Below are 26825 nucleotides of genomic sequence, written 5' to 3' on the forward strand. Positions count from 1 at the left end.
TCAGACGAGGTCGCGGGACCGTAGGCTCGCGGCACCACCGGCGAGGAGCGCCGTGGCCCAGAGCGCGAGCCCGGCCAGGGCGGCTGCGGCACCGAGCGCGGTCGACGCCCCCAGACCCGTCGACGCGATCGAGCCGAGCGCCTGCGGCATCCACGACGCCACGTTCGAGGTGCCGTCGGACAGCAGCATGACGAGGGCCTGGACGATCGGCTCGACGAGGACCGCGGCCACCACGACGACGACGGCCGCGACCTGGTTGCGCACGAGCGTGCCGATCCCGAGACCGATCCAGGCGAAGAGCGCGAGGACGGCGAGGCCTCGGCCCCACACGCCGAGCACCTCCGCCGCGGACAGCACGAGGGGTGCGTCCCCGGCGGCGAGCGCCACGGTCAGGCCGAGCGCCGACAGCACCGCGAGCCCCACGCCGATCACCACGGCGGCGGTCGCGACGGCACCGGCCTTCGCCCCGAGGATCGCGAGCCGTGACGGGCGGACGAGCGCGGTGGGCACGATGCCGCCGTGGCGGAAGTCGGCCGTCACGGCGAGAACGCCGAGCAGGAGCATGCAGATCGCGGTGACACCGGTGCTCCCGGTGCCGCCGGGTCCGGCGGCGAGGAGGTCGAGCGCGCTGCGCTGGAAGGCGGGCTGGGCGACGTCGAGCATCGCCGTGAGGTCGCCGGCGACGTCGGGGGGCAGGTCGGCGTCGCTCGTGACCCCGGCGGCGTCCAGCCGTTCGAGGAGCTGAGGCAGCACGAGGGACACGGCCTGCACGAGGAGCATCCCCCCGAGGGCGACGGCGGCGATCACCCAGGCGGCCCGGGTGGTCCGCAGCTTGAGCAGCTCGGCACGGTACATCAGCGCACTCCTTCGGTGGCGGCGGTCAGCTCTAGGTAGAAGTCCTCCAGGGACTGGTCGCCGACGAGCTCGGCGAGGCTGCCGTCCGCGATGACCCGGCCCTGCCCGACGACGACCAGGTCGTCGGCCACCTGGGTGACCTCGGCGAGGACGTGGCTCGCCAGGAGGACCGTCCCGCCGTCGTCGGCGAACGTGCGCAGGACGTCGCGCAACCAGCGCATCCCGGCGGGGTCGAGGCCGTTCGCGGGCTCGTCGAGGACGAGCACCTGCGGGTCGCCCAGCAACGCGGCGGCGAGGCCGAGGCGCTGGCGCATCCCCAGCGAGTAGGTGCGCACGCGGCGGCCGCCCGCGCGGTCGAGCCCGACGAGCTCGAGCACCTCGGTGACCCGTCGGGGGTCGAGCCCGCCCGCGGCGGCGAGCACCCGCAGGTGGTCGCGCGCGCTGCGACCGGGGTGCAGCCCGCCGGCGTCGAGCAGCGCGCCCACCACCCGCTCGGGGTGGTCGAGGGCGGCGTAGGCGCGGCCCTGGACGGTCGCGGTCCCGGCGCTCGCGGACGCGAGGCCAAGCAGGATGTGGAGCGTGGTGGTCTTGCCCGCCCCGTTGGGCCCGAGGAGGCCGACGACGCGGCCCGGGCGTGCGGAGAAGGTGATGTCGCTGACGGCGTCGAACGTGCCGTAGGACTTGCGCAGACCCGAGATCTCGATGGCGTGCATCCCGGTTCTCCTTTCGATGTCGGTGTGCTGCCAGCCTCGTCGTCGAGGGCGGGTGGGCGCTTCTGGCGCAGGGAGGAACCGTGGTTGCGACCTCCGACGGGTCCGTGCGGTACCGATGTGGCCGCTCGGTGGGCGGCCGTGACGTTTGTGCAGGTCGGAGCGGTGGACGTGACAAGACGGTGGGGTGTGGGGCAATACTGGGTCGTTGCGCCCGTCGCGTCGGGTGCCCCTGTCCTGCTCGCCACGCTCACCTGCACGCTCCATCGACCGCCCTGCCGACCGCTCCGCCCGGACGCTCGCCGATCACCCCTGGAGGTGCCATGCCCCGTCTGACGACGCGCCGCGCGGGCCAGCACCGCAGCACCACGTTGCCGTGGGTGACGGTCGCGGCCGGTGGTGGCGCGATCGTGGTGCTGCTCTCGATCGCGGGTGCGGTCGGAGCGGCGACGGTCACGAGCCAGAGCGTCGCGGTGCCCGACGGCGCCGGGGAGGACTGGGCGGACGAGCTCGACCTCGGGACGCCCGGGGTCACGCCGAGCTCCGAGCCGGTCGACGGCGACCCGAGCGGCCTGCCGCCGGTGCCGGAGCCGCCCGAGTCGATCGACACCACCGCGCCCGGCACGCCGGACCCCGCTCCCGAGCCGTCCGCGCCGGTGACCCCCGCGCCGGCGGCCACCACGCCGTCCGAGCCCGACGCCTCACCGACGGAGAACGACGAGCCGGACAAGCCGTCGCCGTCCGCGACCACGTCCGAGCCGGAGGTGACGGAGCCCTCGCAGACGTCGACCCAGAAGCCCGAGCCGGTCTCGCCCGAGCAGCCCGACCTCACGGAGCCGATCGAGCCGGGCGACTCCGGTCCCGCGGTCGAGTGGGTGCAGGAGCGCTTGCGCGCCCACGGTGCGGACGTCGCGGTGACCAGGACGTTCGACGCTGCCACGGTGCGCGCGGTCCGCGACTTCCAGACGGCTCACGGTCTCGAGCCCAGCGGCACCGTGTCCGGGGCGACCACCGACGCCCTCGCCGCGGCGCCGTCCGCCGGGGCGACCGGGCCGTCCGACGGTGTCTCCGAGAGCGTCCCCGAGGGTGTGAGCAGCAACCGTCTGCCCACCTCCCCGGAGGACGGGACGAGCAGCGGGTCCGAGCAGGACGTGGTCGGGTAGCGGTCCAGAGCGTCACACGTCGGTCGGTACCTCCAGGCCGTGCCCGCAGCGGAACAGCGGGTCGACCGTGTCGAACGGCACGTCCTCGCGCGACGCCTCGACGGCGGCCGTCGACCGGGGCAGGTCGAACGGGAGCCGTCCCTGCGGGGCCGCCCGGCCGAACAGCACGTCGCACAGCGCCTCGTCGCTCGACCCGAAGCTCACGACAACGGCGGCCGCCGCGGCGACGACCGGCGTGAGGATCGCCGGGCGGTCCAGGTAGACGTCGACGACGGTCGGCACCGCGGCCGCGACCTCGCGGACGTGGGCGAGGACGTCGTCGGGGAAGTCCAGCGACCCGGCGTGGAAGAACGACTCGAAGCCCGGTCCGCGCTCCTCGTACGGTGCGCTCAGCCGCAGGATCGCGACGTCGGCCTCGGCCGGCGAGCCCACGACGGTCGCGTGCTCGGAGAGCACCCGGGCGTCCACCCCTACGGCGTACACACGCAGACCCCGTGAGAGGGGGAGCGGTGTCGTGGGCGAGACCCCGGTCGGCCCGTTCGTCAGCACCGTGACCGACGCGCGCTGCGCGGCGGCGCCCGCGGCGCGGAAGTCGGGGTGCCCGACGACGACCGCGGCCTCGTCGACGTCGACGTACCGGCCGTCGTCGAACAGGCCGAGAACGAACTTCTCCCGCAGGAGCCGGCGTACGGACGCGTCGATGCGTGCCTCGTCGACCCGTCCGGACCGCACGAGCTCCACGACGAGCTCGGGGCAGGCCTCGCCGCCGAGCTGGTCGGCGCCGGCGTCGAGGATCGTGAGCACGCGGTCGAGCGGCGCCAGGTGCTCGACGCCCCACGCGCGGGCGGGGAACGGCCGGCCCATGACCTCGGCGTCGGTGACCAGCCCCCAGTCGGTGCACACGATCCCGTCGAAGCCGAGCCGTTCGCGCAGCAGGGCCGTGACGATCTGCCGGTTGAACCCGAAGCCGACGGGCTCGACCTCCTCGGGCCCGTTCCCGAGGTCGACCCGCAGGTCGATCGGCATGCCGTAGTACGGCATCATCTGGCGGGTCCCGGCGGCGATCAGCGCGGGGAAGGGCGCGAGGTGCAGGTCGAACCGGTCACCGGGGTAGACCTGCTCGCGACCGTAGGGGAAGTGGGGGTCCTCGCCGTCGGCCTGGGGGCCGCCGCCGGGGAAGTGCTTCGTCATGGTGGACACGGACGAGGTACCGAAGATCCCGTCGGCCCCGGTGGAACGGGCGAGTGCGCCGGTCCCCTGGAACCCGTGGACGTACGCGACGCCGAGGCGGGCGGTGAGCCCGGCGTCCTCCCCGAACGTCCCGGCGCCGCGGGCCCAGCGGGGTTCGGTCGTGAGGTCGACCTGCGGGTGCAGGGCGGTACGGATCCCGACGGCCAGGTACTCGCGCCGCGCGATGTCCGCGAAGCGTTCGACGAGGTCCGGGTCGCCGATCGCGGCGAGCCCGAGGGTCTCGGGCCACCGGGAGAACGGCCCGGCGAGCAGCCCGGCGCCGGGGTTGTCCGTGACGGCGTGCCGGGGGTCGCTCGCGACGGTCACGGGGATGCCGAGGCGGGTGCTCTCGGCGAGCTCCTGCAGCCGGTTGTACCACTCGGCCATCTCCCGGGCCGTGCCGGGTGCGCCGAGGACGTTGAGATGCGTCATGTGCCGCCCGGCGACCATCTCGGTGGTGCCGGGCAGCCCGAACGTCGGGTCGTCCTCGGTGAGGGTGCCGCCGTCGCCGACCGCCACCATCGTCTGGAAGAGCTGGCCGGCCTTCTCCTCGAGCGTCATCCGGGCGAGGAGGTCGGCGACCCGTTCGTCGACGGGGCGCGCCCGGTCGCGGTAGGGGGCGCCGGCAGGTGCGGGGGCGGTCGAGGTGCCGGGCACGTCGGTGGTCGTCATCGCACGCTCTTCACGCGGTAGACGAGCACCGCGCCGGTGGCGGCGACGAGCGCGCTGACGAGGTAGAGGAACGGGTACCCGCCGACGCCGATCGCGGTGCCGAGGGCCAGCAGAGGTGCCGCGACGAGCGGGGCGATCGACTGGGGGAGGGCGTTGGCGATGTTGAGCACGCCGAGGTCCTTGGCGGTGTCGTCCAGGTCGGGCAGGACCTGGGTCGCCAGCGCGAGGTCGACCGACAGGAACGACCCGGCGCCGAAGCCGATGATGCCCTGTGCGAGGACGACGAGCCCGGTGCTGGGGGCGAAGGCGAGCAGGACGAGACCGACGACCATGATGAGCCCGGCGGCGGCGACGAAGGGCCGACGCTTGCCGACCTTGTCGGAGAGGTAGCCGCCGAGGAAGCTGGAGACGAGCATGGCGCCGACGGAGGCGAAGTTCGCGGTGATGATGATGGCGATGGTCGCGGCCTCGTCCAGGCCGAACCGGGTGCCGAGGTAGTACGGCATGAAGGTCGCGACGCCGGCGTAGCCGAACATGACGAAGAACTTCGACAGCCACGTCCAGGCGAAGTCGGGGTGCTTGCGCACGTCGAAGACGAAGGACCCGGCGAAGTCCTTGATGCCGAAGCGTGCGGCGGGGCGGTGCTCGAGGCGGCGGTCCTTGAGGAAGACGGCGAAGAGCAGCGCGGTGACCAGCGCGACGACGCCGGGGACGACGAAGCGCAGCAGCTCGTCGGTGAACGCGCCGGCGAGGATCGAACCGGTGAGGATCGCGATCGGGATGCCGAAGCCGACGAGCCCGGACGCGAGACCGCGCCGTGCGACGGGGACCTGGTCGGGGAGCGTCGCGTTGGTCGCGGCGAGCGCCGCGTTGAGGCTGGCCTGGGCGAGGCACCAGCCGACGACGAGGACGGGGACGGTCGTCGCGGTCGCCACGACCCACAGGGCGGCGATGCCGACGACCGAGCCGCCGACGATCCACGGCCGGCGGCGGCCGAACCGGGAGGCCGTGCGGTCGGAGAGGCGCCCGGCGAGCGGGTTGCTGAACATGGCGAAGAGCGCGCCGATGCCGAGCACGACGCCGAGGACGGCGGCCTGGCGCTCCTCCCCGACGATGCTCTGGACCTTGAACGCCATGGTGACCATGACGGGTGTGAGCAGCGCGAGGTAGATCCCGACGTTCGTCAGGGCGAGGGTCGGGATGTAGGTGCGCGGCTCGCGGCCGGGGCCGCTCGTGCCGTCGGTACCGGTGAACGTGCCCGTGTCGGGGCTCGTGGCGGTCACGGGTGGGCCGAGCGGCGCGGCAGGCGTGCCCGGGGCGGGGGAGCTGTGTGCGGCCATGGATGACTCCTGTGTCTCCGGCGGCGCCGTCGGTGGCGTCGCTCCCGGCCGGTGTCGAGCCCCTCGGCAAGAAACCGACCGCTTGGTAAGTCAGAACGCTACCAGGCGGTCGGGATTGGGGAAAGGTCCGGGGGTCGCGCCGTCCCCGCCTCGTACCGGGCGCTGATCGTCCGTGGGGAGAGGTAGTGTTCGGAGCCCAGCACGACCGCGCGACCGGCACGAGGGTGAGTGGTCGCGACGACAGGGACGGAGACGCCATGACCGACGCCGCCGCCGTGCGCCGCGGGTACGCGAAGGGCCGCGCCAAGCGCGAGGAGCTCATCGAGGCCGCCACACGCCTCTTCGGGGAGGTCGGCTACCACTCGGCATCCCTGCGGGAGATCTCCGCGAGGGTCGGCATCTCGCACCCAGGTCTCCTGCACCACTTCCCCACCAAGGAGGCGCTGCTCGAGGCCGTCCTGGAGCACCGGGACGAGGTCGACATGGCGACCTTCGAGGCCGACCTGGCCGCGGGCGGGGACTACTTCGCGTCGCTCGTGCGGCTCGTGCGGCGCAACGCCGAGCGGCCCGGCATCGTCGAGCTGTACTGCATCCTGTCCGCCGAGGCGACCGCGCCCGATCACCCCGCGCACGCCTACTTCCAGCGCCGCTACCGCACGGTGCTCGACCGCTCGCAGGCGGAGCTGGAGCAGCGTGCCGCCGAGGGGCGCCTGCGGGCGGACGTCGATCCCGAGCACACCGCACGAGCGCTGGTCGCCCTGATGGACGGGCTGCAGGTCCAGTTCCTGCTCGAGCGGGACGCGGGCGGGCCGGTCGTCGACATGGCCGAGGCGCTGCAGACGTACGTATCCCTCGTCCTCGCCCCCTGACACGTCGCTGGCACGGCACCGACACGGCCGGGACGGGACGCGCCACGCATCCCGTCCCGGCCGTGTCAGCGACGTGCCAGGTGAGCTCAGCCCGCGTTCGCGGCGTCGAGGAGCCGGTCGAGCCCTGCCCGGTCGAGCCCTGCCATGCCGAAGTCGACCAGCGCGCGCAGCGGCATGTCGGCCGCCATCTTCACGAGCTCGGGGTCGAGCGTCGGTCCGTCGCCGGTGCCCTCGAGCGCGGCGCGCACGACCGGGCCCGCGACGGGGTGCGTGAGCGCCTCGGTGACGGTCGACATCGGCGACAGCGGCAGGGCGACGTCCTCACCGGTCACGTCGAGGCTCACCGTCCCGTGCAGGTCCCGTGACGACGTCCCCACGCTCACGCGGAACTCGCCGCCCTCGACGACCCAGCGCCGCAGCACGGGGTGCCAGTACGACAGGTCGCGCGCCGTGAGCTCGAACGTCAGCTCGCGGGACTCGCCGGGCGCGAGGGGCACCTTGGTGAACGCCTTGAGCTCCCGCTCGGGGCGCTGCACGCTCGCCTCCGGGTCGCCGACGTACACCTGGACGACCTCCGCGCCGGCGACGGGCCCGGTGTTGGTGACCCGCACGCCCACCGTGACGCCCGACGTCGGGCCCTCGCCGTGGGCGCTCGCGCGCACCTCGTCGAGGGCGAACGTGGTGTAGGACAGGCCGTGCCCGAACGGGTACGCGACCTCGCGGCCGACGGTGTCGTAGTAGCGGTAGCCGACCAGCACACCCTCGCCGTAGCGGACGTGGCCGAGCTCGCCGGGGAAGTTCCCGGAGGACGGGTTGTCCGCCAGGCGCAGCGGGATCGTCTCCGTGAGCTTCCCGGACGGGTTGCGCACGCCCAGCAGGAGGTCGGCGACCGCGCCCCCGCCTGCCTGGCCGCCGAGCCAGCCCTCGAGGATCGCGTGGGCGTGCTCGCGCCACGGCGCGACGGTCACGGCCGACCCGTTCGCGAGGACGACGACGACGCGCCTCGCCACGGTGGCGACGGCCTCGAGCACGGCGACCTGGCGGGCCGGCAGGTCCATGTGGTCGCGGTCGTAGCCCTCGGACTCGTCCCGGGCCGGCAGGCCGAGGAACAGCACGGCGGTCCCGGCGCCGCGGGCGGCGCCCACGGCCTCGGTGAGCAGGGCGTCGTCGAGCGCCGGGTCGGCGTCCTCGTCGAGGCTGAAGCCGGGGGCGAAGGGGACGTCGCCGGCGAGCGCGCGGATCTCGGTGAGGGCGTCGTCGAGCCGGGTCGGGTTGACCTGCGAGGACCCGGCGCCCTGGTAGCGGGGGGTGCGGGCGAACTCCCCGACGACGACGAGGGACGAGCCGGCTGAGTCGATCGGCAGGTCGATCGGCAGGACGGGGGCCCCGTCGACGGTCTCGTTCTTGAGGAGCACGGCGCCGTCCGCGGCGGCCTCGCGCGCCAGGGCGTGGTGCGCGGCGGCGTCCTCCGCGGTGAGCCCGGTCGCGCCCTGCAGGGCGGGGAGCGTGCGGTCGAGCAGCGTGAGCAGGCGGCGCACGGCCTGGTCGAGCACGGCCTCGTCCAGCTCGCCGGCGCGCACGGCGGCGACGATCTCGGCGTCGGTGCGGCCGCCGGTCGACGGCATCTCGAGGTCGAGGCCTGCCGCGAGGGCCGGCACCCGCTCGTTCACGGCGCCCCAGTCGGACACGACGACGCCGTCGTAGCCCCACTCGTCGCGCAGCACCTCGGTGAGCAGCCAGGGGTGCTCGGAGGCGTAGGTGCCGTTGACCTTGTTGTACGAGCACATGACCGTCCACGGGCGGGCCGTGGTGACGGCACGCTCGAAGCCGGTGAGGTAGATCTCGCGCAGGGTGCGCTCGTCGACGTCGGCGGACACGCGCATGCGGTCCGACTCCTGGTTGTTCACCGCGAAGTGCTTGAGCGACGTCCCGACGCCCTCCGACTGGATGCCGGTGATGAGTGCCGCACCGAGGTCGCCGGAGACCACGGGGTCCTCGGAGAAGTACTCGAAGTTGCGTCCGCACAGGGGCGAGCGCTTGATGTTGATGCCGGGGCCGAGGAGGACGGCGACGTCGTTCACGCGGGTCTCACGGCCGAGCGCCGATCCGACGCGCTGCAGGAGCTCGGTGTCCCAGGTCGAGGCGAGGGCCGCGGCGGTGGGGAAGCACGTCGCGGGGACGCTGTTCCCGAGGCCGAGGTGGTCGGTCGAGGCGGCCTGCTTGCGCAGGCCGTGCGGGCCGTCGGTGACCATGACGGCCGGGATCCCCAGGCGCTCGACGGGCTGGGTGTGCCAGAAGTCGAGCCCCGAGGTCAGCGACGCCTTCTCCTCGAGCGTGAGCTCACCCAGGAGGCGCTCGACGTCGAAGGGGGTGCGGCGGGTCGTGGCGGGGGGAGTGGTGGCCGGCGAGTCCTGCGTGGTGGTCATGACGAGCATCCCTCGGGTCGGTTCGCGGGCAGCTCTGCCCGTGTGTCCTCCTCAGCGTAGACCAGAAACCTACCGCACGGTAGGGAACTGACGTCACGGTATGCGGGATACCGGTTTCCCGGGGCCTGTGGCAGACTCGTGGGCGGCAAGGTGAGAAACCGGTTTCTCTCTCCCGCACGGACGAAGGAGTCTCTGCATGAGTGCACGACGCATCACCCTCCCCCTGATCCTGCCCGTCGCCGCGGCCCTCGTCGTCGGCGCCGCGGGCCTGCCGGCCGCAGGGCACCAGCCCGCCTCGACCGCCGCCACGTCGGTCCCCGCCGCTCGCGACCTCGGCGCCGAGGTGCTCGGGGCCGACGACGGCTGGGCCTCGTACAACGGGGGCACGACGGGCGGAGTCACGGCGCGCGCCGAGCACACGGCGACCGTCAGCACCTGGGCCGAGCTGCGGGCCGCGCTCGGGGGTGCCACGGGCGCCCGCGGCGACACCACCCCGCGGATCGTCTACGTGGACGGCGAGATCAACGCGTTCGAGGACACCGACGGACAGCCGCTGACCTGCGAGGACGTCGCGAGCCAGGTCACGGTCGCGGACACCGGCGAACCGTTCTCCATGGACGACTACATCGAGCACTACGACCCGTCGGGCACCTGGGGCTGGGTCGACCCTGCCGGGCCGCTCGAGGAGGCACGCGTCGCGGCGGCGGCGCTCCAGGCCCGCCAGACCCTCCAGCACGTCGGGTCGAACGTCACCCTCGTGGGCCTCGGCGACGACGCGCGGATCGTGGGCGGCAGCATACGCGTCCGCGACTCCCACAACGTCATCGTGCGCAACATCCACTTCTCCGACGCCTACGACTGCTTCCCCGCGTGGGACCCGGCGGACACGCAGACCGGCAACTGGAACTCCGCCTACGACAACCTCTCGGTGTGGACGTCCACCAACGTCTGGGTCGACCACAACACGTTCGACGACGGCGACAACCCGCCGTCGTCACTCCCGACCGTGTTCGGACGCCCGTACGAGGTGCACGACGGCCTGCTCGACATCACCCACAGCTCGGACTACGTGACGTCGTCGTACAACCTGTTCGACGACCACGACAAGACCCAGCTCATCGGTTCCTCGGACTCGCGCCTGGTCGACCGCGGCACCCTCAAGGTGACGGTCCACCACAACCACTGGCGAGACATCGGCCAGCGCGCACCGCGCGTGCGGTACGGCGACGTGCACGTCTACAACAACTACTACGAGCAGACGAGCGAGGGTGTCTTCGAGTACTTCTGGGGCGCGGGCATCGAGTCCAGCATCTACGCGGAGAACAACGCGTTCGACCTGGCCGACGGCGTCGACCCGGCGCGCGTGATCACCCGCTGGAACGGCACGCGCCTGTTCGAGACGGGCAGCACCGTCAACGGTGAGGAGATCGACCTCCTCGCCGCCTACAACGCCGCGGCACCCGCCGACCAGCAGCTCGCCGACGAGGCGCGCTGGACCCCCGGACCGGTCCCGGTCCTCCACGACACCGCGGACGTGCCCGCCGTGGTGCGGGCGCAGGCCGGCGCGGGCCGCCTCGGCGCGTACGACGGCGGTGCGTGGTCGGCGCCTGCCCGCCCTGCCCTGTCGGTGACCCACGCGACGCCCGGGGTGACGGACGGCCGTTTCACCCTCACGGCGAACCTGTGGTGGGGCTCCAACGCGACGGCCCTGCGGTTCCTCGCCGACGGCGAGGTCGTGCACACCGTCGCCCTCGCCGACGCGTCTCCGGCCGCGCAGCGCGCGTCGTTCGACGTCTCGGGCGTGCCCGACGGCGACCACCGGTACACCGTCGAGGCCGTCAACACGTTCGGCACGACGACGTCCCGCGAGCTCGTCGTCCGCGTCCGCGACGCGCTGCCCGCCCAGGCGGCGCTCGCGCACGACAACGGGGACCGTGACGGGCAGTACACGCTCACCACGAACCTGTGGTGGGGCACGAACGCGACCGGCTACCGCCTGCTCGAGGACGGCGTCGAGATCGACGCCCGGACGCTGACGGCGGCCACCCCGGCGGCGCAGCGGGTCACCACCTCGGTGACCGACCGCGCACCGGGGGTCTACGCGTACCAGGTCGAGCTGTCGAACGACGCCGGCACGACCACCACCCGCACCGTCACGGTGCGCGTGGACGGGTGACGGCGGACCACGGCCCGGTCACCGGCGTCAGTCGAGGAGCGACCCGGTGAGCGGCTCGTCGCTCGCCGCGAGGCACAGGCCGGTGCGGTCGCCGTCGTCCCACGACGCCTCGCTCGGGGCCCACACCCACAGCGTGAGGGCGTCGGCGTCGGCGTCGGCGCCTTCGCCGAGGACCTCCGCGGTGCAGACGCGGGCCACGCGCGCATCCGCCGCGGCCTGCCCGGGCCAGACGGAGTCGGCCGCGAAGTCGGTGCGGGCGACGACCTGCGCGTGGTGCTCGTCGGCGCACGGCACGACGTCCACGTCCGCGACCTCGCCCGCCGGGGGGAGGTCGGCGAGACAGCTGCCGAGCACGAGCTGGCGGGCGTGGGCGCTCTGCGGCGCGGCGACGTCGCCCGCGAGCGGGGCGCGGTCCCCGGCAGCCTGCTGGGCGAGGACGAGGACCACGACCCAGGCGACCGTCACGAGCGCGCCGAGGACGATGCCGGTGAGCGCGAGCCCGCGGCCGCGGGTCCCGTCACGGCGGGTGCGCGAGAGCGCCGCGGCGCCCAGCCCGGTCCCGACCGGGCCGAGCAGCAGCGCGGTGGGCACGCTCGCGACGGCGAGCGGCTCCGTGCGGGGCGCAGGAGGCTGCCACCCCGCGGCGTAGTACGTCTCCGGGGAGTAGCCGGGGACCTGCGGGCCACCGGCGGGCTCGGTCGGCTGCGCCACCGGCCGTCCCGCCGGTCGCTGGTCGGGCGCTGGGGTGGGCTGCCCGGACGGGCCGGCAGGCCCGCCCGGTGTCGCGAAGAGGTCGTCGCTCACGTCACCACCCGCTGACGGACATCCCGATGATCCACAGCGCGAAGATCGCGCTGAAGAAGGCCCCGACGACGATGCCGGTGATCGCCATGCCCTTGCCGCGAGTCCCGTCCCGGCGGATCTGGCCGAGGGCCACGATGCCGAGCACGAGCCCCACGAGGCCGCTGAAGCCGATGCACAGGAACCCGGCCAGCGACGTCACCATCGCGGCGATCGCCATGCCGTTCGTCCGGGGCAGGCTCGAGTAGGAGGCCATCCCGTACCCGGGGGGCATGCCCTGCGGCGCCCCGTAGCCCTGCCCGTACGGTGGCTGCCCGTAGGGCGGCTGCCCGTAGTCGGGCTGGCCGGGTCCCTGCCCGTAGCCCGACGCGGCCGGCTGGCCGTACGGCGGTGCCGCAGACCCGTACGGCGCAGGTCCCGACCCGTACGGTGCAGGTCCCGACCCGTACGGCGCGGCGCCGGGGTCGGCCGGACCGTAGGGGGCGGGGGTGCCGTAGACCGGGTCCGGCGCGGCCGGCCCGCCGTCGGCGTCGGGGTCGGGCGGGCTGTACGGGCTGAGCGGCTCCGGTCGCGTCGGTCCTCCGGGGGCTGCGTAGGGGTTGGGCTGTTGCGGGCCCGGGTCGGTCCCCTGCCCGTCGGGGTCGCCCGCTCCGTAGGGAGGGGTCGGCGGCGTCGTCATGGAAGTACCGTATCGGTCGGACCTCCGCCCCGGTCCGTGGTCCTCAGGTGAGGTCGACGACGACGGGCACGTGGTCGGACGCGCCCTTGCCCTTGCGCTCGTCGCGGTCGACGAGCCCGCCGGTCACGCGCGCCCTGGCCGCGGGGGACAGGTAGGCGTAGTCGATGCGCATGCCCTGGTTCCGCGGGAACCGCAGCCGCTGGTAGTCCCAGTAGGTGTAGGTGTGCTCGGCGGGCCACAGCTCGCGGGTCACCTCGGTGTAGCCAGCGGCGGCGAACTCCGCGAACGCGTCGCGCTCGGCCGGCGAGACGTGCGTGTTCCCGGCGAAGGCCGCCGGGTCCCACACGTCCGTGTCGAGCGGGGCCACGTTCCAGTCACCCACGAGCGCGACCTGCGCCGTCGGGTCCTGCTCCAGCCAGCCGCGCGCCTGGTCCGCCAGGGCGTCCAGCCAGGCGAGCTTGTACACGTAGTGCGGGTCCTCCAGGGTGCGGCCGTGCGGGACGTACAGGCTCCACACGCGCACCCCGGCGCACGTCGCACCGATCGCGCGCGCCTCGACCGCCTCCGGGTCGCCGAACCCGGGCTGGGTCGCGAACGAGGTCTCGACGTCGTCCAGCCCCACCCGCGAGACGATCGCGACGCCGTTCCACTGGCTCCGCCCGACGTGCGCCACCTCGTAGCCGGCGGCCTCGAAGGCGGCCGTCGGGAACTGCTCGTCCTTGCACTTGGTCTCCTGGAGCGCGAGGACGTCCGTCCCGGAGCGGTCGAGGAAGTCGATCGCCCGGTCGACACGGGCGCGGATCGAGTTGATGTTCCAGGTGGCCAGGCGCATCCGGCCAGGGTAGCCACCGCGGGGGACACGGGCCGCCACCGCGAGAACCGGCCGGGCCGGTCTGCCTACACTCGACGGGTCATGAGCCCGTCCTCCCGCCGCGCGCCGCGGCTGCGCCCCCGCCCGCGGTCGAGCCCTCGCCTGCACGTCGTCTTCGTCCCCGGCCTGGGTGACCGCTGGCGCCCGCTCGTCTGGCTGCAGCGCCAGGCGCTGCGCGGCTGGCGCGCGCACGGCGTCTGCACGACCCTGTTCCCGGTGGGCTGGTCCTCCGAGGCGCGGCTCGACGACCGGCTCGAGGCCCTCGACGCCCTCATCGACACGATCGAGGCGCGCGGCGAGCAGGTCGTGCTCGTGGGCGCGTCCGCCGGGGCCGGCGCGGTCCTCGCCGCGTACGCCCGCCGCCCCGAGGTGCGCGCCGTGACGATCGTCGCCGCGAAGTACCACGATCCCGCTGCGATCCCAGGGCCGGTGCTGGAGCACAACGACCTCTTCGACGAGTCCCTGCGCACCGTGCCGACCCTCCTGGAACGCCTCGGCCCGGCCGAGCGCGCCCGCATCCTCGCCCTGCGCTCGGCCAAGGACGGCGTGGTCCCCGACGAGGACACCCTCCTCGCGGGCGCCGTCAACGAGACGATGCGGATCGTCGGGCACGTCACCGCGATCGGGTACGCCCTGCTGTTCCGGTCGCGCCGCATCGTGCGGTTCGCGCGCGAGGCCCCCGGCCCGGAGGGTCCTGCCCGGTCAGGGGTCGCCCGCACGTAGGCTGTGGCCATGGCGACTGCACTGATCACCGGCGCGAGCGCCGGCCTCGGCCTGGAGTTCGCGTGGCAGCTGGCGACGGCTCGTCACGACCTCGTCCTCGTCGCTCGCGACGCCGAGCGTCTCGAACGTCTCGCCCGGCAGATCCACGCCGCCGCGGGCGTCCGCGTCGAGGTCCTGCCGGCAGACCTCACGCTGCCCGACGACGTCGCCCGGGTCGCCGAACGGCTCGCCACCACCGAGCGTCCCGTGGGCCTGCTCGTCAACAACGCCGGGTACACCACGCACCAGCGCTTCGTCGGTGGCGACATCGACGCCGAGGTCGGCGCGCTCGACGTCATGGTCCGGGCCGTGATGGTGCTCTCGCACGCCGCTGCCGGGCAGATGGCCGCGCGCGGGCGCGGTGCGATCCTCAACGTCGCGTCCGTCGCCGCACTGACCGCCGGCGGAACGTACGCCGCCGCGAAGGCCTGGGTCCGGACCTTCACCGAGGCGCTCGCGGTCGAGCTCCGGGGCACCGGTGTCACGGCGACGGTTCTGTGCCCCGGGTTCACGCACACCGAGTTCCACGAGCGCGCCGGCATCGACAAGGACCGGCTGCCCGCGGTCGCGTGGCTCGACGCGGACGCGGTCGTGGCGACGGCGCTCGCCGACGTGCGTCGCGGCGTCGTCATCTCGACACCGTCCGTGCGCTACCGGGTCGCGTCCGGCGTGCTGCGCGCCATGCCGCGCTTCGCGGTGCGGGCGATCCGCCGGCGCTGACGCCGGACCCGCTAGCCTGGCCCCGTGACTTCTGACGTGACCGGCTCGGTGCCCTCGACGTTCTCCCCGACCCCGCGCGAACAGCTCCGTGACCTCATCGCCGAGCTCGCCGTCGTCCACGGGAAGGTGACGCTGTCCTCCGGCAAGGAAGCGGACTACTACGTGGACCTGCGCCGGGTGACGCTGCACCACCGGGCGGCGCCGCTGATCGGGCACGTCCTGCTGGACCACCTGGAGGAGGCGGGCCTCGGCACCGCCGACGTCGATGCCGTCGGTGGCCTGACGCTCGGCGCCGACCCCATCGCGACCGCCCTGCTGCACGCCGCGGCGTCGCGCGGCCTGGACCTCGACGCGTTCGTCGTGCGCAAGGCCGCGAAGGCGCACGGCATGCAGCGCCAGATCGAGGGCCCGGACATCGCCGGGCGGCGGGTGGTCGTCGTCGAGGACACGACGACGACCGGCGGCTCGCCCATCGCCGCGATCGAGGCGGCGCGGGCCGCCGGGGCGCAGGTCGTGGGCGTCGCGACGATCGTCGACCGCGACACGGGCGCCCGCGAGAAGATCGAGGCGCTCGGGGTGCCGTACCACTTCCTGTTCGGCCTGGCCGACCTCGGTCTCGCGTAGGGGCGGGCGATGTTCCCCGACCCGGGAGTGGTCCCGGGAGTCGATGCCGGCATGGACAGCGGCTTCGGTGGTGTGTTCGCGCTCGGGATCGTCGCCGTGCTCGCGGTCGCCGTCGTCGGGTTCTTCCGTGCCCAACAGCGGAACGAGGCGACCCACCGGCTGCACGGCTGGGCGACCAGCCACGGCTGGCGCGTCGTCGGTGAGGACGAGTCCCTCGTGCGGCGGTGGCCCGGCCGGCCCTTCGGCAAGGGCGACCGCCGGCGCGCCACGGACGTGCTCCGGGGACAGGTCGAGGGGTACCCGGCCACGTCGTTCACCTACACATGGGTCACCCGAGGCTCGGGACACTCCGTCGGCACGGTCGGGGACCACCACATGTCGAGCAGCGACACGACCGAGGAGGCGCACGTCGTGGCGATCGAGCTCCCGGCCGCGCTGCCCCACGTCGAGCTCACGCCCGAGGGGATGTGGACCGCGGTCGCGAAGGCCTTCGGCGGGGAGGACCTCGAGGTCGGCTCGCCGGCCTTCGACGCCGCCTGGCGGGTACGGACGAGCGACGTGACCGCGGCCCGCGCGCTCCTCGTCCCGCCGCTCGTCGACCGGTTGTCCGAGCCGGAGTTCGCCCGTCGCAGCTATGTCCTCGATGGCCGCACCGCGTACACGTGGACCAAGGGCCGGACCGACCCGGGCGACATCCTGCCCGCGGCGCGGCGGCTGGCGACCATCGCCGACCTCACGCTCGGCCCGTCCGGGCCCGTCGACGACGAGAGGCCGGACTGGGGGACCCCCGACCACTGAGGGTCGGGCCCGTCCACACGGGCCGGTACCGGCTCTCCGGGCGCCCGGCCGAGTTCGGAGAGGCCCTCCGGGAGGTCGGGCGCCCTGCCGTGTCCGGGGTGCAGGGTCCGGTCGACGGACTCCTGGTCGAGCGCCGTGGTCGCGCCCTGCGCCTGCAGCTCGGCACGGAGCCGCAGCTCGGGCGCACCCCCCCGTGGCCGGCGCGTTCGATGACGGCGACCGCGTCGTCGGTCCGCCCCAGCTCGAGCAGGCCGGAGACGGCGGGCAGCGTGTCGGCGAACTCGTGGGACCGGGCACGCAGGGCGTCGGTCGTGCTCGAGGTGGTTGCCGAGACGGAGGCGGAGCTCGTCGTGGTGGGGCTGCGGCGTCGGACACCGGTGGGCGAGCTCGTCCGAGGGTCCACGGCGCAGCAGATCCTGCTCGGCGCCGACCGCCTTGACCGGCCGGTCAGACCAGGTCGACGAGGTCGGCCACGGAGTCCACGACCTTGCTCGGCCGGAACGGGTACCTGTCCACGTCCCGCATCGTGGTCGACCCCGTCATGACGAGGTACGTGTGCAGCCCGGCCTCGATGCCCGCGACGATGTCGGTGTCCATCCGGTCGCCGACCATCGCCGTGGTCTCGGAGTGGGCGTCGATCCGGTTGAGCGCCGAACGGAACATCATGGGGTTCGGCTTGCCCACGAAGTACGGCTCGCGCCCGGTGGCCGCGGTGATCATCGCGGCCACCGCGCCCGTCGCGGGGAGCGGCCCCTCCTGGGAGGGCCCGGTCGTGTCGGGGTTCGTGCAGATGAACCGCGAACCGCCGAGGATGAGCCGCACGGCCTTGGTGATCGCCTCGAACGAGTAGGTGCGGGTCTCACCCAGCACGACGTAGTCGGGGTCGGACTCCGTGAGCGTGTAGCCCGCCTCGTACAGCGCCGTCGTCAGCCCGGCCTCACCGATCGCGTACGCGCTGCCGTGCGGCACCTGGTCGTGCAGGAACTGTGCGGTCGCGAGCGCCGACGTCCAGATGGACTCCTCCGGCACGTCGATGCCCGACGTCGCGAGGCGCGCCCGCAGGTCCCGCGCCGTGAAGATCGAGTTGTTCGTGAGGATGAGGAACGGCCGTCCCCGCTCCTGCAGCGCGCGCAGGAACTCCGGCGCGCCAGGGATGGCGTGCCCTTCGTGGACCAGCACACCGTCCATGTCGGTGAGCCAGCTCGTGATCGTGCGCTCGGCCACAGTGCGACCTTTCGTCGTGGTGCTCTTGAGCGTCAGCCTAGTGCCCGGCGCTTCCGTGGGCGGGTGCCGTCCGCTCGGACAGCCTGATCGTGAGCGCTGCTCGTGAACCCGCGACTCCCCGCCATTGACGTAGACGTGAATGGAATGGGTGAGCAGAAGGTCAACGGCCAGGGCGTGAGCGACGAGCAGATCCAGGCGTGGGCTGACGAGGCTGAGGCCGGCTATGACGTGTCGAGACTGCGCCGTCGTGGGCGCCCGAGCGCTGGTGAAGGGCCAGGGAGGGTGGTCCCTGTGCGGTTGGACGCGCGCACGCTAGCAGCGCTCAACGAGCGCGCGCAGGCAGAGGGGCTGATGAACCGGTCCGAAGCGATCCGGGCGGCAGTGCGTGCCTGGGCGCACGTTGCGTGCGGCTCGACGACTCGGCAGTACCTCGACCTGCTGACCTGATGCCCCGATCTGCGGCGATCCGGTCGTGTCCGGCTACGCTTCCCGGGTGACGAGCCACCGCCCCAACCCGGTCCCGCGACACGCCGTGCCCCCGGCGCAGGACGCGCCCAGCGGCGACGCCGCGCCGCAGCGGTCGTCGTGGCGCTCGGCACCGTCCTTCGTGGTCCGCGGCGGCATGGTCGGTGTCGCGGAGTCCGTACCCGGTATCTCGGGCGGGACGGTCGCGCTCGTCGTCGGCCTGTACGACGGCCTCATCGACGCGGCGGGGCAGACGCTGCACGCCGGGCGCGAGCTGGTGCGGGGCGTCGTGCGGCGGGAGGGGCTCGCGTCCGGACGCCGTGCGCTGCGGGAGGTCGACTGGCCGATGCTGCTGCCCGTCCTCGTCGGCATGGCGACGTTCCTCCTGGTGTCGCTACAGATCGTCGCGCCACTCCTCGAGGCCCACCCGGTGCCCGTGCGCGCGGTGTTCTTCGGCATGATCGCCGTCTCGGTCCTCGTGCCGTTGCGGCTGCTGCCCGGTCGGTTCCGGGTGGTCGACGGCGCTCTGCTCGCCCTCGGCGCGGCAGTGGCCTTTCTCCTCACCGGTCTGCCGCCCGCGGACCTGGTCGACCCGCCCCTGTGGCTCGTGTTCGTCGGCGCGGCGATCGCCATCAACGCGCTCGTGCTGCCGGGCGTCTCCGGCTCGTTCATCCTGCTGGCGATGGGGCTGTACATCCCCGTCCAGCAGGCGCTCTCCGACCGCGACCTGCAGTTCGTCGGGGTCTTCGCGCTCGGCGCGGCCGTCGGCCTCGGGTCGTTCGTCAAGCTCCTGCAGTGGCTGCTGCACCACCGCCGGCAGGTCACCATGGCCACGCTGGCCGGCCTGATGGTGGGTTCGCTGCGTGCCCTGTGGCCGTGGCAGGACGAGGCCGCCGGGCTGGAGGCACCCAGCGGCTCCGTGGCCGCGACCGTCGCTCTGGCGCTCGCCGGCGCGGCGGTCGCGGGCCTCGCGATCTGGTGGGAGTCGCGCGGTGGACGCGAGTCCTGAGACTCCCGGCGTCGGGCCGTGGCCCGGCGGTGAGGCCGCCTGGCCCCGCGGAGCGGACGACGCGCTCGACCCGCGGTACGACGTCGCGCTCCTCGCGGAGGGGGACCGGCGCAATGTCGTCGACCGGTACCGCTACTGGACGCTCGAGGCGATCGTCGCCGACCTCGACACCCGCCGGCACCCGTTCCACGTCGCGATCGAGAACTGGGTCCACGACCTCAACATCGGGTCGGTCGTCCGCACCGCCAACGCGTTCGCCGCGGCCGAGGTCCACATCGTCGGCCGACGGCGGTGGAACCGGCGCGGCGCGATGGTCACCGACCGCTACCAGCACGTGCGTCACCACCCGGAGGTCGGCGACCTGCTCGCCTGGGCGGCGGACGACGGGCCCGACGGCGGGGGCGGCCTACCCGTGATCGGCATCGACAACGTGCCCGGCTCGGTCCCGATCGAGGGGTACGAGCTACCGCGCGCGTGCGTCCTGCTGTTCGGCCAGGAGCAGTCCGGGCTCACGCCGCAGGCGCAGGCCGCGTGCCGCGACGTCCTGCACATCACCCAGTTCGGCTCGACGCGCTCGCTCAACGCGGGTGCCGCCGCGGCGATCGCCATGCACGCCTGGATCACCCGGCACGCCGGTCCGTGAGGCTGACCGGGCCGGTCCGCCGACGTCCCACCCGCTGACCCGCCGTGTCCAGCGGACGGGACCGATCTGACCTCCGACCACGATCCGTGCCAAAATCGGTGCGATACCAGGGCTCGGCAGCGTCGTCGTCCCCACCTCACTTCCGTCATTGGAGTACCGCAGATGGCTATCGCAACCCCCGAGGTCTACGCCGAGATGATCGACCGCGCGAGGGCGGGCAAGTTCGCCTACCCCGCTGTGAACATCACCTCGTCGCAGACCGTGACCGCCGCCATTCAGGGCTTCGCGGAGGCCGAGTCCGACGGCATCATCCAGGTCTCCGTCGGTGGCGCCGAGTACGCGTCCGGCTCGACGATCAAGGACCGCGTCTCCGGCTCGCTCGCGCTCGCCGCGTACGCGACCGAGGTCGCCAAGAACTACGACGTGACGATCGCGCTGCACACCGACCACTGCGCCAAGCAGAACCTCGACTCCTGGGTCCGCCCGCTGCTCGCCCTCGAGGCCGAGCAGGTCAAGGCCGGCAAGCTCCCCACGTTCCAGTCGCACATGTGGGACGGCTCGTCCGTGCCGCTCGACGAGAACCTCGTCATCGCCGAGGAGCTCCTCGAGCTCTCCGTCGCCGCGCGCACCATCCTCGAGATCGAGGTCGGCGTCGTCGGTGGTGAGGAGGACGGCCACGAGGCCGAGATCAACGAGAAGCTCTACACGACGGTCGAGGACGGTCTCGCGACGGTCCGCGCGCTCGGCACCGGCGAGAAGGGCCGCTACCTGACGGCCCTGACCTTCGGCAACGTGCACGGCGTCTACAAGCCCGGTGCGGTCAAGCTGCGTCCGGCCCTGCTCAAGCAGATCCAGGAGGGCGTGGGCGCCGAGGTCGGCAAGGAGAACCCGTTCGACCTCGTCTTCCACGGCGGCTCGGGCTCCACGGCCGAGGAGATCTCCGAGGCCGTGGACAACGGCGTCATCAAGATGAACATCGACACGGACACGCAGTACGCGTTCACGCGCCCCGTCGTCGACCACATCTTCCGCAACTACGACGGCGTGCTGAAGATCGACGGCGAGGTCGGCAACAAGAAGGCCTACGACCCGCGCGCCTGGGGCAAGCTGGCCGAGGCCGGCATGGCGCAGCGCATCGTCGAGGCGTCGCAGCAGCTGCGGTCCGCGGGCCAGAAGATCCGCTGACCTGATCTGACCTGAGCTCTGCACGACGAAGGCTCCCGACCGGCACACGGTCGGGAGCCTTCGTCGTGCAGAGCGGTGGGCGGGAAGGTCAGCCGTCCTCGTGCCCTCCGCGGCGCCCGGCCGGAGCGGGGGCGCTGCCGGGCACGGAGGTGTCGTCGTCGAGATCGATGCCAGGATCGACGTCGACGATCTCGAGCAGCTCGCCGATGCGTGTCACCTCGAGGAGGAAGCGGACCGTTGGCGGGGCGCGCAGCACCCGCACGGGGCGCGCCGCACGCGAGGCGAGCCGCGCGAGGAACGCGACGCCCGACGAGTCCATGAACGTCACGTGGTGGGCGTCGATCTCGACCTGCAGCCCGGACTCCTCGGCGGCCGCGCTGGCCTCCTGGAGGTCCACACCGAGGTCGGCGTCGATCTCGCCGGACAGCACGATCCGTGCCCTCGACGACCCGATGATGACGTGGACGCTGGCAGGGTCGCCCGTACCGTTGTCGGCGCCGTCGGACCCGGGTCCTGAAGAGACGCCAGACCCGCCGCCGGCTGAGTGATTCCCGTCGCGCACGTTGCTCCTTCCCGCTCCTACCGGACCGCTCGAGGTCTCGGTGACCACCAATCTACGGTTGAATGTCCAGTCGGGACAGTAACGCGGCCCTAACGTCCACCGTCGGAGGTGAAAGTGACCGGCTCGTCGAGCCTCGGCGCGCACCATGAGACCGGTGCAGCGTCCTCACCTCACCCCGGCCTGCCCGGTGACCCTCGCGACGTGCGGACGCTCGCCATGGAGCGCGCCGGCACGCCGATGTTCATCACCGGCACGCGCGAGGAGGGGATGCCGATCGTCTGGGTGAACGAGGCGTTCACCCGCGAGACCGGCTACGCGTTCGACGAGGTCGTGGGCCGCAGCCCGGACATGCTCATGCACCTGCTGTCGGAGCCGCGGGGGGCCGACGGCCTGCGCGCCTCGGTCGACGCGGGCCTCGAGGTCACGCACACGGTCCGCAGCTTCCGGCGCGACGGGACGCCCGTGTGGAGCCAGCTCTCGCTCGCCCCTCTCGGCGACGCGGACGGTCGGATCACGCACTGGGTCGGTGTGACCGCGGACGTCTCGGAGCACCTGGAGCGGTACGCCGCGCAGGTGGCGTCGTTCGAGCTGGAGCGGCGCGAGCGCGTCGGGCTCGACCTCATCGCGCGCTCGTCCGACCTGCTCAACGACCTCGAGTACCCGTTCGCGCTCCGGGAGATCTGCGAGCACCTCGAGGGTGTCATCGTCGGCTGGGCCGGCTTCTACCTCAACGACGACGGCCTGCGGTTCGCCGAGGGCGTCGACGTCGCGACACCGCCGAGCGGACGCGGGACGCGGCACGGCCGTCACATGCCGGCCGGCCCCGCGATCAAGCACACGGCGCAGACGGACGCCCTCGGGGACGCGATCACCGCCCAGGACGCCTCGGCGGAGGCCCCGGCCGGGTACGACGACCACCGCGACGCGGTGCAGGAGCTGCTCGACGGGACCGTCGACGGCCCGGTCCACCTCGACCTGACGAGGAGCTACCCGCAGTGGTCGGCCTCCGGGTGGATCGCGCGCGACGTCCGGCACCGGCTCGGCGTGCTGTCGGGCTTCCCCGACGTGGTCTCGGTGCACGCCATCCCGGGGCGTCGGCGTGTGCTCGGCCTGCTCGTGACGAGCCCCGTCGTCACCGGGCTCGCGCCCGTCGACGCCGAGCACGACCAGGAGGCCGCGGCGCAGGCCGCCGCGCGCGAGGCGAGCACCGCGACCGTCCTGCAGGTCATCGCGCGCCGCGCCGGGGTAGCGATCGACAACGTGCGGCTCTACGCCCGCGAGCACCGGCTCGCCGAGACGCTGCAGCGCGCCATGCTGCCCGAGCAGGCCGACGTGACCGGCCTGGACGTCTGGACGTACTACGCACCCAACTCCGAGCACGCCCAGGTCGGCGGGGACTGGTACGACGTCCTGCAGATCACGCCCGACGTCGTTGGGCTCGTCATCGGCGACGTCGTGGGCCACGACGTCGAGGCGGCCGCCGCGATGGGGCAGCTGCGGTCGGTCGTGCGGTCGTACGCGTACGAGCTCACGACGCCCGGGCCCGTCCTCGAGCGGGTGGACCAGCTCGTCGAGGGGATGCGCATCCCGCGGTCGGCGAGCCTCGTGTACGCGAGCCTGGTCCGCACCGTGGCCTTGCTGCCGGACGACGTCGCCACCGACGACCCGAGCGGCACGCCGACCGGCGCTGCGCCCGACTCGCAGGACACGTCGGGGTCAGGTGACGACCTGCACCCTGAGCGCTGGGCGATCGAGTACACCCGGGCGGGCCACCTGCCGCCGCTGCTCCTGCGGGGTGGCGAGGTGACGCAGCTCAACGACGCCGGTGGCGCGCTCATCGGGTTCGGCTCCACGAAGCGTGCGACGGCCCGGGAGGAGCTCCTGCCGGGCGACGTCCTGCTCTTCTACACCGACGGGCTCATCGAGCGCCGCGACCGCGCGCTGCGGGTCGGCCTCGACGCCCTGGTCGACGCGTCCGCCGCGATCACCGCCATCGACGCCGCCGGGATCGGGGAGGAGCTGCTCTCCCGCCTCGCCGACGCGCCGGAGGACGACGTCGCGCTCGTCGTCCTGCGGATCCCGGACCCGGCGACCGACGCGCACGCCACCGCGCTGAGCCCGCGCAGCCGCCGGTGGCTGCTGCCCAGCGAGGCGGCGTCGATCGGCCGGGCGCGGCACGCCGTGCTGCGCACCTGTCAGGCGTGGGACCTGGGCGACAGCGCGAACGCGGAGCTCGTCGTCTCGGAGCTCGTCGCCAACGGTGTGCTGCACGGGTGGGGTCACATCGCGCTGCGGCTGTTCGACACAGGTGACGGGCTGCGCGTCGAGGTGGAGGACTCCAACCCCGCGCCCCCGGTCACGACCGACGGACACCCCAACCGCATGGGCGGGTTCGGGATGCAGATCGTCGAGCGGCTCGCGGACTGGGGCTGGCGCCCCGCCGGGTCGGGCAAGCTCGTGTGGGCTCGGCTGCGCCCGTCGCCCCTGGGCAAGCCGGACGGCATCGACGCCACCCGCGACACCGACGACACCGATGCCCCGGAGGGTACGGACCGCTAGGGACGGTCTGCTCTGGACGGGCCGCTCGGGACCGTCAGTCGGTCGCGCCGTTGGCGGCGAAGCCCGTCGGCGGGGTGGCAGGCTCGCAGCGGTGGTCGCCGTCGATGCGGAAGAGCTCGAGCGCCCCGCACACCTCGAGGACGAAGAGGTCGCGGGCGTCGCAGCCGCGCAAGACGGTCGCTCCGCCCCGCTTGCGACCGGAGTCGGCGAGCGAGATGAGGAACGCCGCCCCGGTCGAGTCCATGAACGTCACCCGGCACATGTCGATCACCAGGAGCTGGCGGCGCAGTCCGACGACGCGGGCGGCGATCTCGGGGAACTGGTCGCGCTCCGCGAGATCCAGGTCTCCGGCGATGACGAGCGTGGTCGTCGCCGGGGACGTTGCGATCTCGATCATGCCTATGAGCGTAAGCGGCGCGCCCCCTGCATGCACACGGTCGCGGGTGCCCACCGGGCCGGGCGCCGCCCGGACCGCCCAGGCCTGCCAGAATGGCTCGTATGACCGACGCGAGCACTCCCGCCCAGCCCACGCGCAACCTGCTGTCGGGCCCCGACCCGGTCCACCTGCCCGACGAGCCCGACGCGTCGGTGCGGACCGCGACCGATGCCGGGACGTCCGCCGAGGACGGCGCCCGCCGGTACCCCGCGTCGTCGTACGCCTGGGCGCTGCTCGCCGAGGCCGCGCTCGCCGACGACGACCCGGTCGCCGCGTACGCCTACGCGCGCACCGGGTACCACCGCGGCCTGGACGCGCTGCGCCGCGCCGGGTGGCGCGGCCAGGGGCCGATCCCCGCCACGCACGTGCCGAACCAGGGCTTCCTGCGCGCGCTCCTCGCGCTCGCGGAGGCGGCCGACGCGATCGGCGAGGTGGACGAGGCGACCCGGTGCACGACGTTCCTCGTCGACTCCGGGACCTCGGCCGACGAGGTCCGCGCGCTGCGCTGACCCACGGTCCCGGTATCACTCCTGCGTGTGCCGCTGGGGTGGTTGGTCAATGACGGGTAAACTCGTCGCGGTTCCCGGGTGACTGCCGCCCGGGTGCCCCTCGGGCCCGTGGTGGATCCGCCGTCGAGCAGGATCCCCGTGGCGCCCCACGAGCGCGCGTCGCACCGGACCGGCCCGAGGACCAGGCAGTGTGAAAGTGGGGAATCCATGCCAGGCGTGGTGCTCGTCGGTGCCCAGTGGGGCGACGAAGGCAAGGGAAAGGCGACGGACCTGCTCGGGTCCCGCGTCGACTACGTGGTGAAGTTCAACGGTGGCAACAACGCCGGCCACACGGTCGTCATCGGTGACGAGAAGTACGCGCTGCACCTGCTCCCGTCGGGCATCCTGTCGCCCGGGGTGACCCCGGTGATCGCGAACGGCGTGGTCGTGGACATCGAGGTCCTCTTCCAGGAGCTGGACGACCTCGTCTCGCGCGGCGTCGACGTCTCGAAGCTGCTCGTCTCGGGCAGCGCCCAGGTCATCGCGGGCTACCACCGCACGATCGACAAGGTGAGCGAGCGGTTCCTCGGCAAGCGCCGCATCGGTACGACCGGTCGTGGCATCGGGCCGGCGTACGCCGACAAGATCAACCGTGTCGGCATTCGCATGTGGGACCTGTTCGACGAGAAGATCCTCGCGGAGAAGATCGAGGGTGCCCTCGACCAGAAGAACCACCTGCTGGTCAAGGTCTACAACCGGCGCGCGATCACGGTCGACGAGACCGTGGACGAGCTGCTGCAGTACGCGGACCGCATCAAGCCCATGGTCGCGGACACCTCGCTCGTGCTGAACAAGGCCCTCGACGAGGACAAGACCGTCCTGTTCGAGGGCGGCCAGGCCACGATGCTCGACGTCGACCACGGCACCTACCCGTTCGTCACCTCGTCCAACGCGACCGCGGGCGGCGCGCTCACGGGCTCGGGTGTGGGGCCCACGCGCATCAGCTCCGTCATCGGCGTCGTCAAGGCCTACACGACGCGCGTCGGGGAGGGGCCGTTCCCCACCGAGCTGTTCGACGACATGGGCGAGTACCTGCTGAAGACCGGCGGCGAGTACGGCGTCACCACCGGCCGCGCGCGCCGCTGCGGGTGGTACGACTCGGTGATCGCCCGCTACGCGACCCGGGTCAACGGGATCACCGACCTCGTGCTGACGAAGCTCGACATCCTCACGGGCCTGGAGAAGGTGCCGGTCTGCGTCGCGTACGACGTCGACGGCGTCCGGTACGACGAGATGCCGACCGACCAGACGGCGTTCCACCACGCGAAGCCGATCTTCGAGGAGCTCGACGGCTGGTGGGAGGACATCTCCGGCGCCCGCTCGTTCGACGACCTGCCCGTGAACGCCCAGCGGTACGTCCGTGCGCTCGAAGGGATGTCCGGTACGCGCATCTCCGCGATCGGTGTCGGCCCGCAGCGTGACGCGATCATCCCGCTCCACGACCTGCTGCACTGACCGGCGGACCCCCGCCCGCGGACGCGGGCGGGGGTTCGTGCGC

26 protein-coding genes are annotated in these 26825 nt (G+C 73.2%); 15 read left to right on the forward strand and 11 right to left on the reverse strand.

Features of this window, described 5'->3' with window-relative positions; genetic code table 11:
* Nucleotides 1-855 carry a hypothetical protein gene (locus tag OHL10_RS00460; protein WP_265520187.1) on the reverse strand — a complete coding sequence of 285 codons (855 nt, stop codon included), beginning with the start codon at nt 853-855 and terminating at the stop codon, nt 1-3.
* Nucleotides 855-1568, reverse strand: a complete 714-nt coding sequence (locus tag OHL10_RS00465; RefSeq protein WP_265520188.1) for an ABC transporter ATP-binding protein — start codon at nt 1566-1568, stop codon at nt 855-857. The genes OHL10_RS00460 and OHL10_RS00465 overlap by 1 nt, the downstream gene beginning before the upstream one ends.
* Nucleotides 1569-1888: 320 nt before the next feature.
* Between OHL10_RS00465 and OHL10_RS00470 the strand changes: the two genes are divergently transcribed.
* Nucleotides 1889-2728, forward strand: coding sequence for a peptidoglycan-binding protein (locus tag OHL10_RS00470; protein ID WP_265520189.1), 840 nt, complete (start codon nt 1889-1891; stop codon nt 2726-2728).
* A 12-nt stretch (nt 2729-2740) separates the two neighbouring features.
* On the opposite strand, the gene OHL10_RS00475 is transcribed toward OHL10_RS00470, so the two are convergent.
* Nucleotides 2741-4630 (reverse strand): glycoside hydrolase family 3 protein, encoded by a 1890-nt coding sequence (locus tag OHL10_RS00475; protein WP_265520190.1) that lies wholly within the window; start codon nt 4628-4630, stop codon nt 2741-2743.
* Entirely contained in the window at nt 4627-5970 is a 1344-nt protein-coding gene (locus OHL10_RS00480) for an MFS transporter (RefSeq protein WP_265520191.1), read from the reverse strand. Before OHL10_RS00480 ends, OHL10_RS00475 begins: the two co-directional genes overlap by 4 nt.
* 257 nt (nt 5971-6227) lie before the next feature.
* On the opposite strand from OHL10_RS00480, the gene OHL10_RS00485 reads away from it, so the two are divergent.
* Nucleotides 6228-6839 (forward strand): TetR/AcrR family transcriptional regulator, encoded by a 612-nt coding sequence (locus OHL10_RS00485; protein WP_265520192.1) that lies wholly within the window; start codon nt 6228-6230, stop codon nt 6837-6839.
* An 86-nt stretch (nt 6840-6925) separates the two neighbouring features.
* On the opposite strand, the gene OHL10_RS00490 is transcribed toward OHL10_RS00485, so the two are convergent.
* A complete protein-coding gene (locus OHL10_RS00490; RefSeq protein ID WP_265520193.1) occupies nt 6926-9265 on the reverse strand; it encodes a glycoside hydrolase family 3 C-terminal domain-containing protein in 2340 nt (779 codons plus the stop codon).
* A gap of 196 nt (nt 9266-9461) precedes the next feature.
* Here OHL10_RS00490 and OHL10_RS00495 point away from each other — a divergent pair, with 196 nt between their 5' ends.
* Nucleotides 9462-11441: a pectate lyase family protein gene (locus OHL10_RS00495; RefSeq protein ID WP_265520194.1), complete on the forward strand. Its 1980-nt coding sequence runs from the start codon at nt 9462-9464 to the stop codon at nt 11439-11441.
* A gap of 27 nt (nt 11442-11468) precedes the next feature.
* Here the strand turns inward: OHL10_RS00495 and OHL10_RS00500 are convergent, their stop codons facing one another.
* The 3 genes from OHL10_RS00500 to OHL10_RS00510 are packed head-to-tail and all read right to left on the reverse strand — an operon-like array spanning nt 11469 to nt 13753.
* The gene (locus OHL10_RS00500) at nt 11469-12245 is read right to left on the reverse strand and encodes a DUF4190 domain-containing protein (RefSeq protein WP_265520195.1); all 777 of its coding nucleotides are present in this window, start codon (nt 12243-12245) and stop codon (nt 11469-11471) included.
* 1 nt (nt 12246) lies between these two features.
* The gene (locus OHL10_RS00505; protein ID WP_265520196.1) at nt 12247-12921 is read right to left on the reverse strand and encodes a DUF4190 domain-containing protein; all 675 of its coding nucleotides are present in this window, start codon (nt 12919-12921) and stop codon (nt 12247-12249) included.
* A 43-nt stretch (nt 12922-12964) separates the two neighbouring features.
* The gene (locus OHL10_RS00510; protein WP_265520197.1) at nt 12965-13753 is read right to left on the reverse strand and encodes an exodeoxyribonuclease III; all 789 of its coding nucleotides are present in this window, start codon (nt 13751-13753) and stop codon (nt 12965-12967) included.
* Between the two features lie 81 nt (nt 13754-13834).
* Between OHL10_RS00510 and OHL10_RS00515 the strand changes: the two genes are divergently transcribed.
* From OHL10_RS00515 to OHL10_RS18680, 5 genes are all read left to right on the forward strand, one after another.
* The gene (locus OHL10_RS00515) at nt 13835-14515 is read left to right on the forward strand and encodes an alpha/beta hydrolase family protein (RefSeq protein WP_265520198.1); all 681 of its coding nucleotides are present in this window, start codon (nt 13835-13837) and stop codon (nt 14513-14515) included.
* 9 nt (nt 14516-14524) lie between these two features.
* Nucleotides 14525-15274: an SDR family NAD(P)-dependent oxidoreductase gene (locus OHL10_RS00520; RefSeq protein WP_265520199.1), complete on the forward strand. Its 750-nt coding sequence runs from the start codon at nt 14525-14527 to the stop codon at nt 15272-15274.
* Between the two features lie 24 nt (nt 15275-15298).
* The gene (gene pyrE, locus OHL10_RS00525) at nt 15299-15898 is read left to right on the forward strand and encodes an orotate phosphoribosyltransferase (protein WP_265520200.1); all 600 of its coding nucleotides are present in this window, start codon (nt 15299-15301) and stop codon (nt 15896-15898) included.
* Between the two features lie 9 nt (nt 15899-15907).
* A complete protein-coding gene (locus tag OHL10_RS00530; protein WP_265520201.1) occupies nt 15908-16696 on the forward strand; it encodes a type III secretion system chaperone family protein in 789 nt (262 codons plus the stop codon).
* Nucleotides 16697-16905: 209 nt separating this feature from the next.
* Nucleotides 16906-17241 (forward strand): universal stress protein, encoded by a 336-nt coding sequence (locus OHL10_RS18680; protein ID WP_343224622.1) that lies wholly within the window; start codon nt 16906-16908, stop codon nt 17239-17241.
* On the opposite strand, the gene OHL10_RS00540 is transcribed toward OHL10_RS18680, so the two are convergent.
* A complete protein-coding gene (locus OHL10_RS00540; RefSeq protein ID WP_265520973.1) occupies nt 17144-17884 on the reverse strand; it encodes an HAD-IIA family hydrolase in 741 nt (246 codons plus the stop codon). The genes OHL10_RS18680 and OHL10_RS00540 overlap by 98 nt on opposite strands.
* 180 nt (nt 17885-18064) lie before the next feature.
* Here OHL10_RS00540 and OHL10_RS00545 point away from each other — a divergent pair, with 180 nt between their 5' ends.
* The 4 genes from OHL10_RS00545 to fbaA all read left to right on the forward strand — a co-directional run bounded on the left by OHL10_RS00545 (nt 18065) and on the right by fbaA (nt 21222).
* Nucleotides 18065-18367, forward strand: coding sequence for a ribbon-helix-helix domain-containing protein (locus OHL10_RS00545; RefSeq protein WP_265520202.1), 303 nt, complete (start codon nt 18065-18067; stop codon nt 18365-18367).
* Between the two features lie 46 nt (nt 18368-18413).
* Entirely contained in the window at nt 18414-19394 is a 981-nt protein-coding gene (locus OHL10_RS00550) for a DUF368 domain-containing protein (protein WP_265520203.1), read from the forward strand.
* Entirely contained in the window at nt 19378-20037 is a 660-nt protein-coding gene (locus OHL10_RS00555) for a TrmH family RNA methyltransferase (protein WP_265520204.1), read from the forward strand. The genes OHL10_RS00550 and OHL10_RS00555 overlap by 17 nt, the downstream gene beginning before the upstream one ends.
* Before the next feature lie 162 nt (nt 20038-20199).
* On the forward strand, nt 20200-21222 hold the full coding sequence (fbaA, locus tag OHL10_RS00560) for a class II fructose-bisphosphate aldolase (protein ID WP_265520205.1): 1023 nt from the start codon (nt 20200-20202) through the stop codon (nt 21220-21222).
* An 88-nt stretch (nt 21223-21310) separates the two neighbouring features.
* Here the strand turns inward: fbaA and OHL10_RS00565 are convergent, their stop codons facing one another.
* Nucleotides 21311-21784, reverse strand: a complete 474-nt coding sequence (locus tag OHL10_RS00565) for an STAS domain-containing protein (protein WP_322645505.1) — start codon at nt 21782-21784, stop codon at nt 21311-21313.
* 216 nt (nt 21785-22000) lie between these two features.
* Between OHL10_RS00565 and OHL10_RS00570 the strand changes: the two genes are divergently transcribed.
* Nucleotides 22001-24343: a SpoIIE family protein phosphatase gene (locus OHL10_RS00570; RefSeq protein WP_265520975.1), complete on the forward strand. Its 2343-nt coding sequence runs from the start codon at nt 22001-22003 to the stop codon at nt 24341-24343.
* Between the two features lie 34 nt (nt 24344-24377).
* Here OHL10_RS00570 and OHL10_RS00575 read toward each other — a convergent pair whose 3' ends face one another.
* Nucleotides 24378-24740, reverse strand: coding sequence for an STAS domain-containing protein (locus OHL10_RS00575; RefSeq protein WP_265520206.1), 363 nt, complete (start codon nt 24738-24740; stop codon nt 24378-24380).
* A 101-nt stretch (nt 24741-24841) separates the two neighbouring features.
* Between OHL10_RS00575 and OHL10_RS00580 the strand changes: the two genes are divergently transcribed.
* Both OHL10_RS00580 and OHL10_RS00585 read left to right on the forward strand, forming a co-directional pair.
* A complete protein-coding gene (locus OHL10_RS00580; RefSeq protein WP_425498898.1) occupies nt 24842-25288 on the forward strand; it encodes a DUF3151 domain-containing protein in 447 nt (148 codons plus the stop codon).
* A gap of 207 nt (nt 25289-25495) precedes the next feature.
* The gene (locus OHL10_RS00585; protein WP_265520208.1) at nt 25496-26782 is read left to right on the forward strand and encodes an adenylosuccinate synthase; all 1287 of its coding nucleotides are present in this window, start codon (nt 25496-25498) and stop codon (nt 26780-26782) included.
* Nucleotides 26783-26825 lie beyond the last annotated feature (43 nt).

This window comes from Oerskovia flava (assembly GCF_026163685.1).
GTDB lineage: Bacteria > Actinomycetota > Actinomycetes > Actinomycetales > Cellulomonadaceae > Oerskovia_A > Oerskovia_A flava.

Excerpts from the sequence above, each read along its gene's own strand:
- OHL10_RS00570 (WP_265520975.1), top strand. The coding sequence starts at position 22,001 with ATGGAGCGCGCCGGCACGCCGATGTTCATCACCGGCACGCGCGAGGAG.
- OHL10_RS00465 (WP_265520188.1), bottom strand. The coding sequence starts at position 1,568 with ATGCACGCCATCGAGATCTCGGGTCTGCGCAAGTCCTACGGCACGTTC.
- OHL10_RS00495 (WP_265520194.1), top strand. The coding sequence starts at position 9,462 with ATGAGTGCACGACGCATCACCCTCCCCCTGATCCTGCCCGTCGCCGCG.
- OHL10_RS00470 (WP_265520189.1), top strand. The coding sequence starts at position 1,889 with ATGCCCCGTCTGACGACGCGCCGCGCGGGCCAGCACCGCAGCACCACG.
- OHL10_RS00485 (WP_265520192.1), top strand. The coding sequence starts at position 6,228 with ATGACCGACGCCGCCGCCGTGCGCCGCGGGTACGCGAAGGGCCGCGCC.
- OHL10_RS00520 (WP_265520199.1), top strand. The coding sequence starts at position 14,525 with ATGGCGACTGCACTGATCACCGGCGCGAGCGCCGGCCTCGGCCTGGAG.
- OHL10_RS00490 (WP_265520193.1), bottom strand. The coding sequence starts at position 9,265 with ATGACCACCACGCAGGACTCGCCGGCCACCACTCCCCCCGCCACGACC.
- OHL10_RS00505 (WP_265520196.1), bottom strand. The coding sequence starts at position 12,921 with ATGACGACGCCGCCGACCCCTCCCTACGGAGCGGGCGACCCCGACGGG.
- OHL10_RS00510 (WP_265520197.1), bottom strand. The coding sequence starts at position 13,753 with ATGCGCCTGGCCACCTGGAACATCAACTCGATCCGCGCCCGTGTCGAC.
- OHL10_RS00530 (WP_265520201.1), top strand. The coding sequence starts at position 15,908 with ATGTTCCCCGACCCGGGAGTGGTCCCGGGAGTCGATGCCGGCATGGAC.
- OHL10_RS00480 (WP_265520191.1), bottom strand. The coding sequence starts at position 5,970 with ATGGCCGCACACAGCTCCCCCGCCCCGGGCACGCCTGCCGCGCCGCTC.
- OHL10_RS00585 (WP_265520208.1), top strand. The coding sequence starts at position 25,496 with ATGCCAGGCGTGGTGCTCGTCGGTGCCCAGTGGGGCGACGAAGGCAAG.
- OHL10_RS18680 (WP_343224622.1), top strand. The coding sequence starts at position 16,906 with ATGACGGCGACCGCGTCGTCGGTCCGCCCCAGCTCGAGCAGGCCGGAG.
- OHL10_RS00580 (WP_425498898.1), top strand. The coding sequence starts at position 24,842 with ATGACCGACGCGAGCACTCCCGCCCAGCCCACGCGCAACCTGCTGTCG.
- OHL10_RS00475 (WP_265520190.1), bottom strand. The coding sequence starts at position 4,630 with ATGACGACCACCGACGTGCCCGGCACCTCGACCGCCCCCGCACCTGCC.
- OHL10_RS00540 (WP_265520973.1), bottom strand. The coding sequence starts at position 17,884 with ATGGACGGTGTGCTGGTCCACGAAGGGCACGCCATCCCTGGCGCGCCG.
- OHL10_RS00575 (WP_265520206.1), bottom strand. The coding sequence starts at position 24,740 with ATGATCGAGATCGCAACGTCCCCGGCGACGACCACGCTCGTCATCGCC.
- OHL10_RS00515 (WP_265520198.1), top strand. The coding sequence starts at position 13,835 with ATGAGCCCGTCCTCCCGCCGCGCGCCGCGGCTGCGCCCCCGCCCGCGG.
- OHL10_RS00545 (WP_265520202.1), top strand. The coding sequence starts at position 18,065 with ATGGGTGAGCAGAAGGTCAACGGCCAGGGCGTGAGCGACGAGCAGATC.
- fbaA (WP_265520205.1), top strand. The coding sequence starts at position 20,200 with ATGGCTATCGCAACCCCCGAGGTCTACGCCGAGATGATCGACCGCGCG.
- OHL10_RS00460 (WP_265520187.1), bottom strand. The coding sequence starts at position 855 with ATGTACCGTGCCGAGCTGCTCAAGCTGCGGACCACCCGGGCCGCCTGG.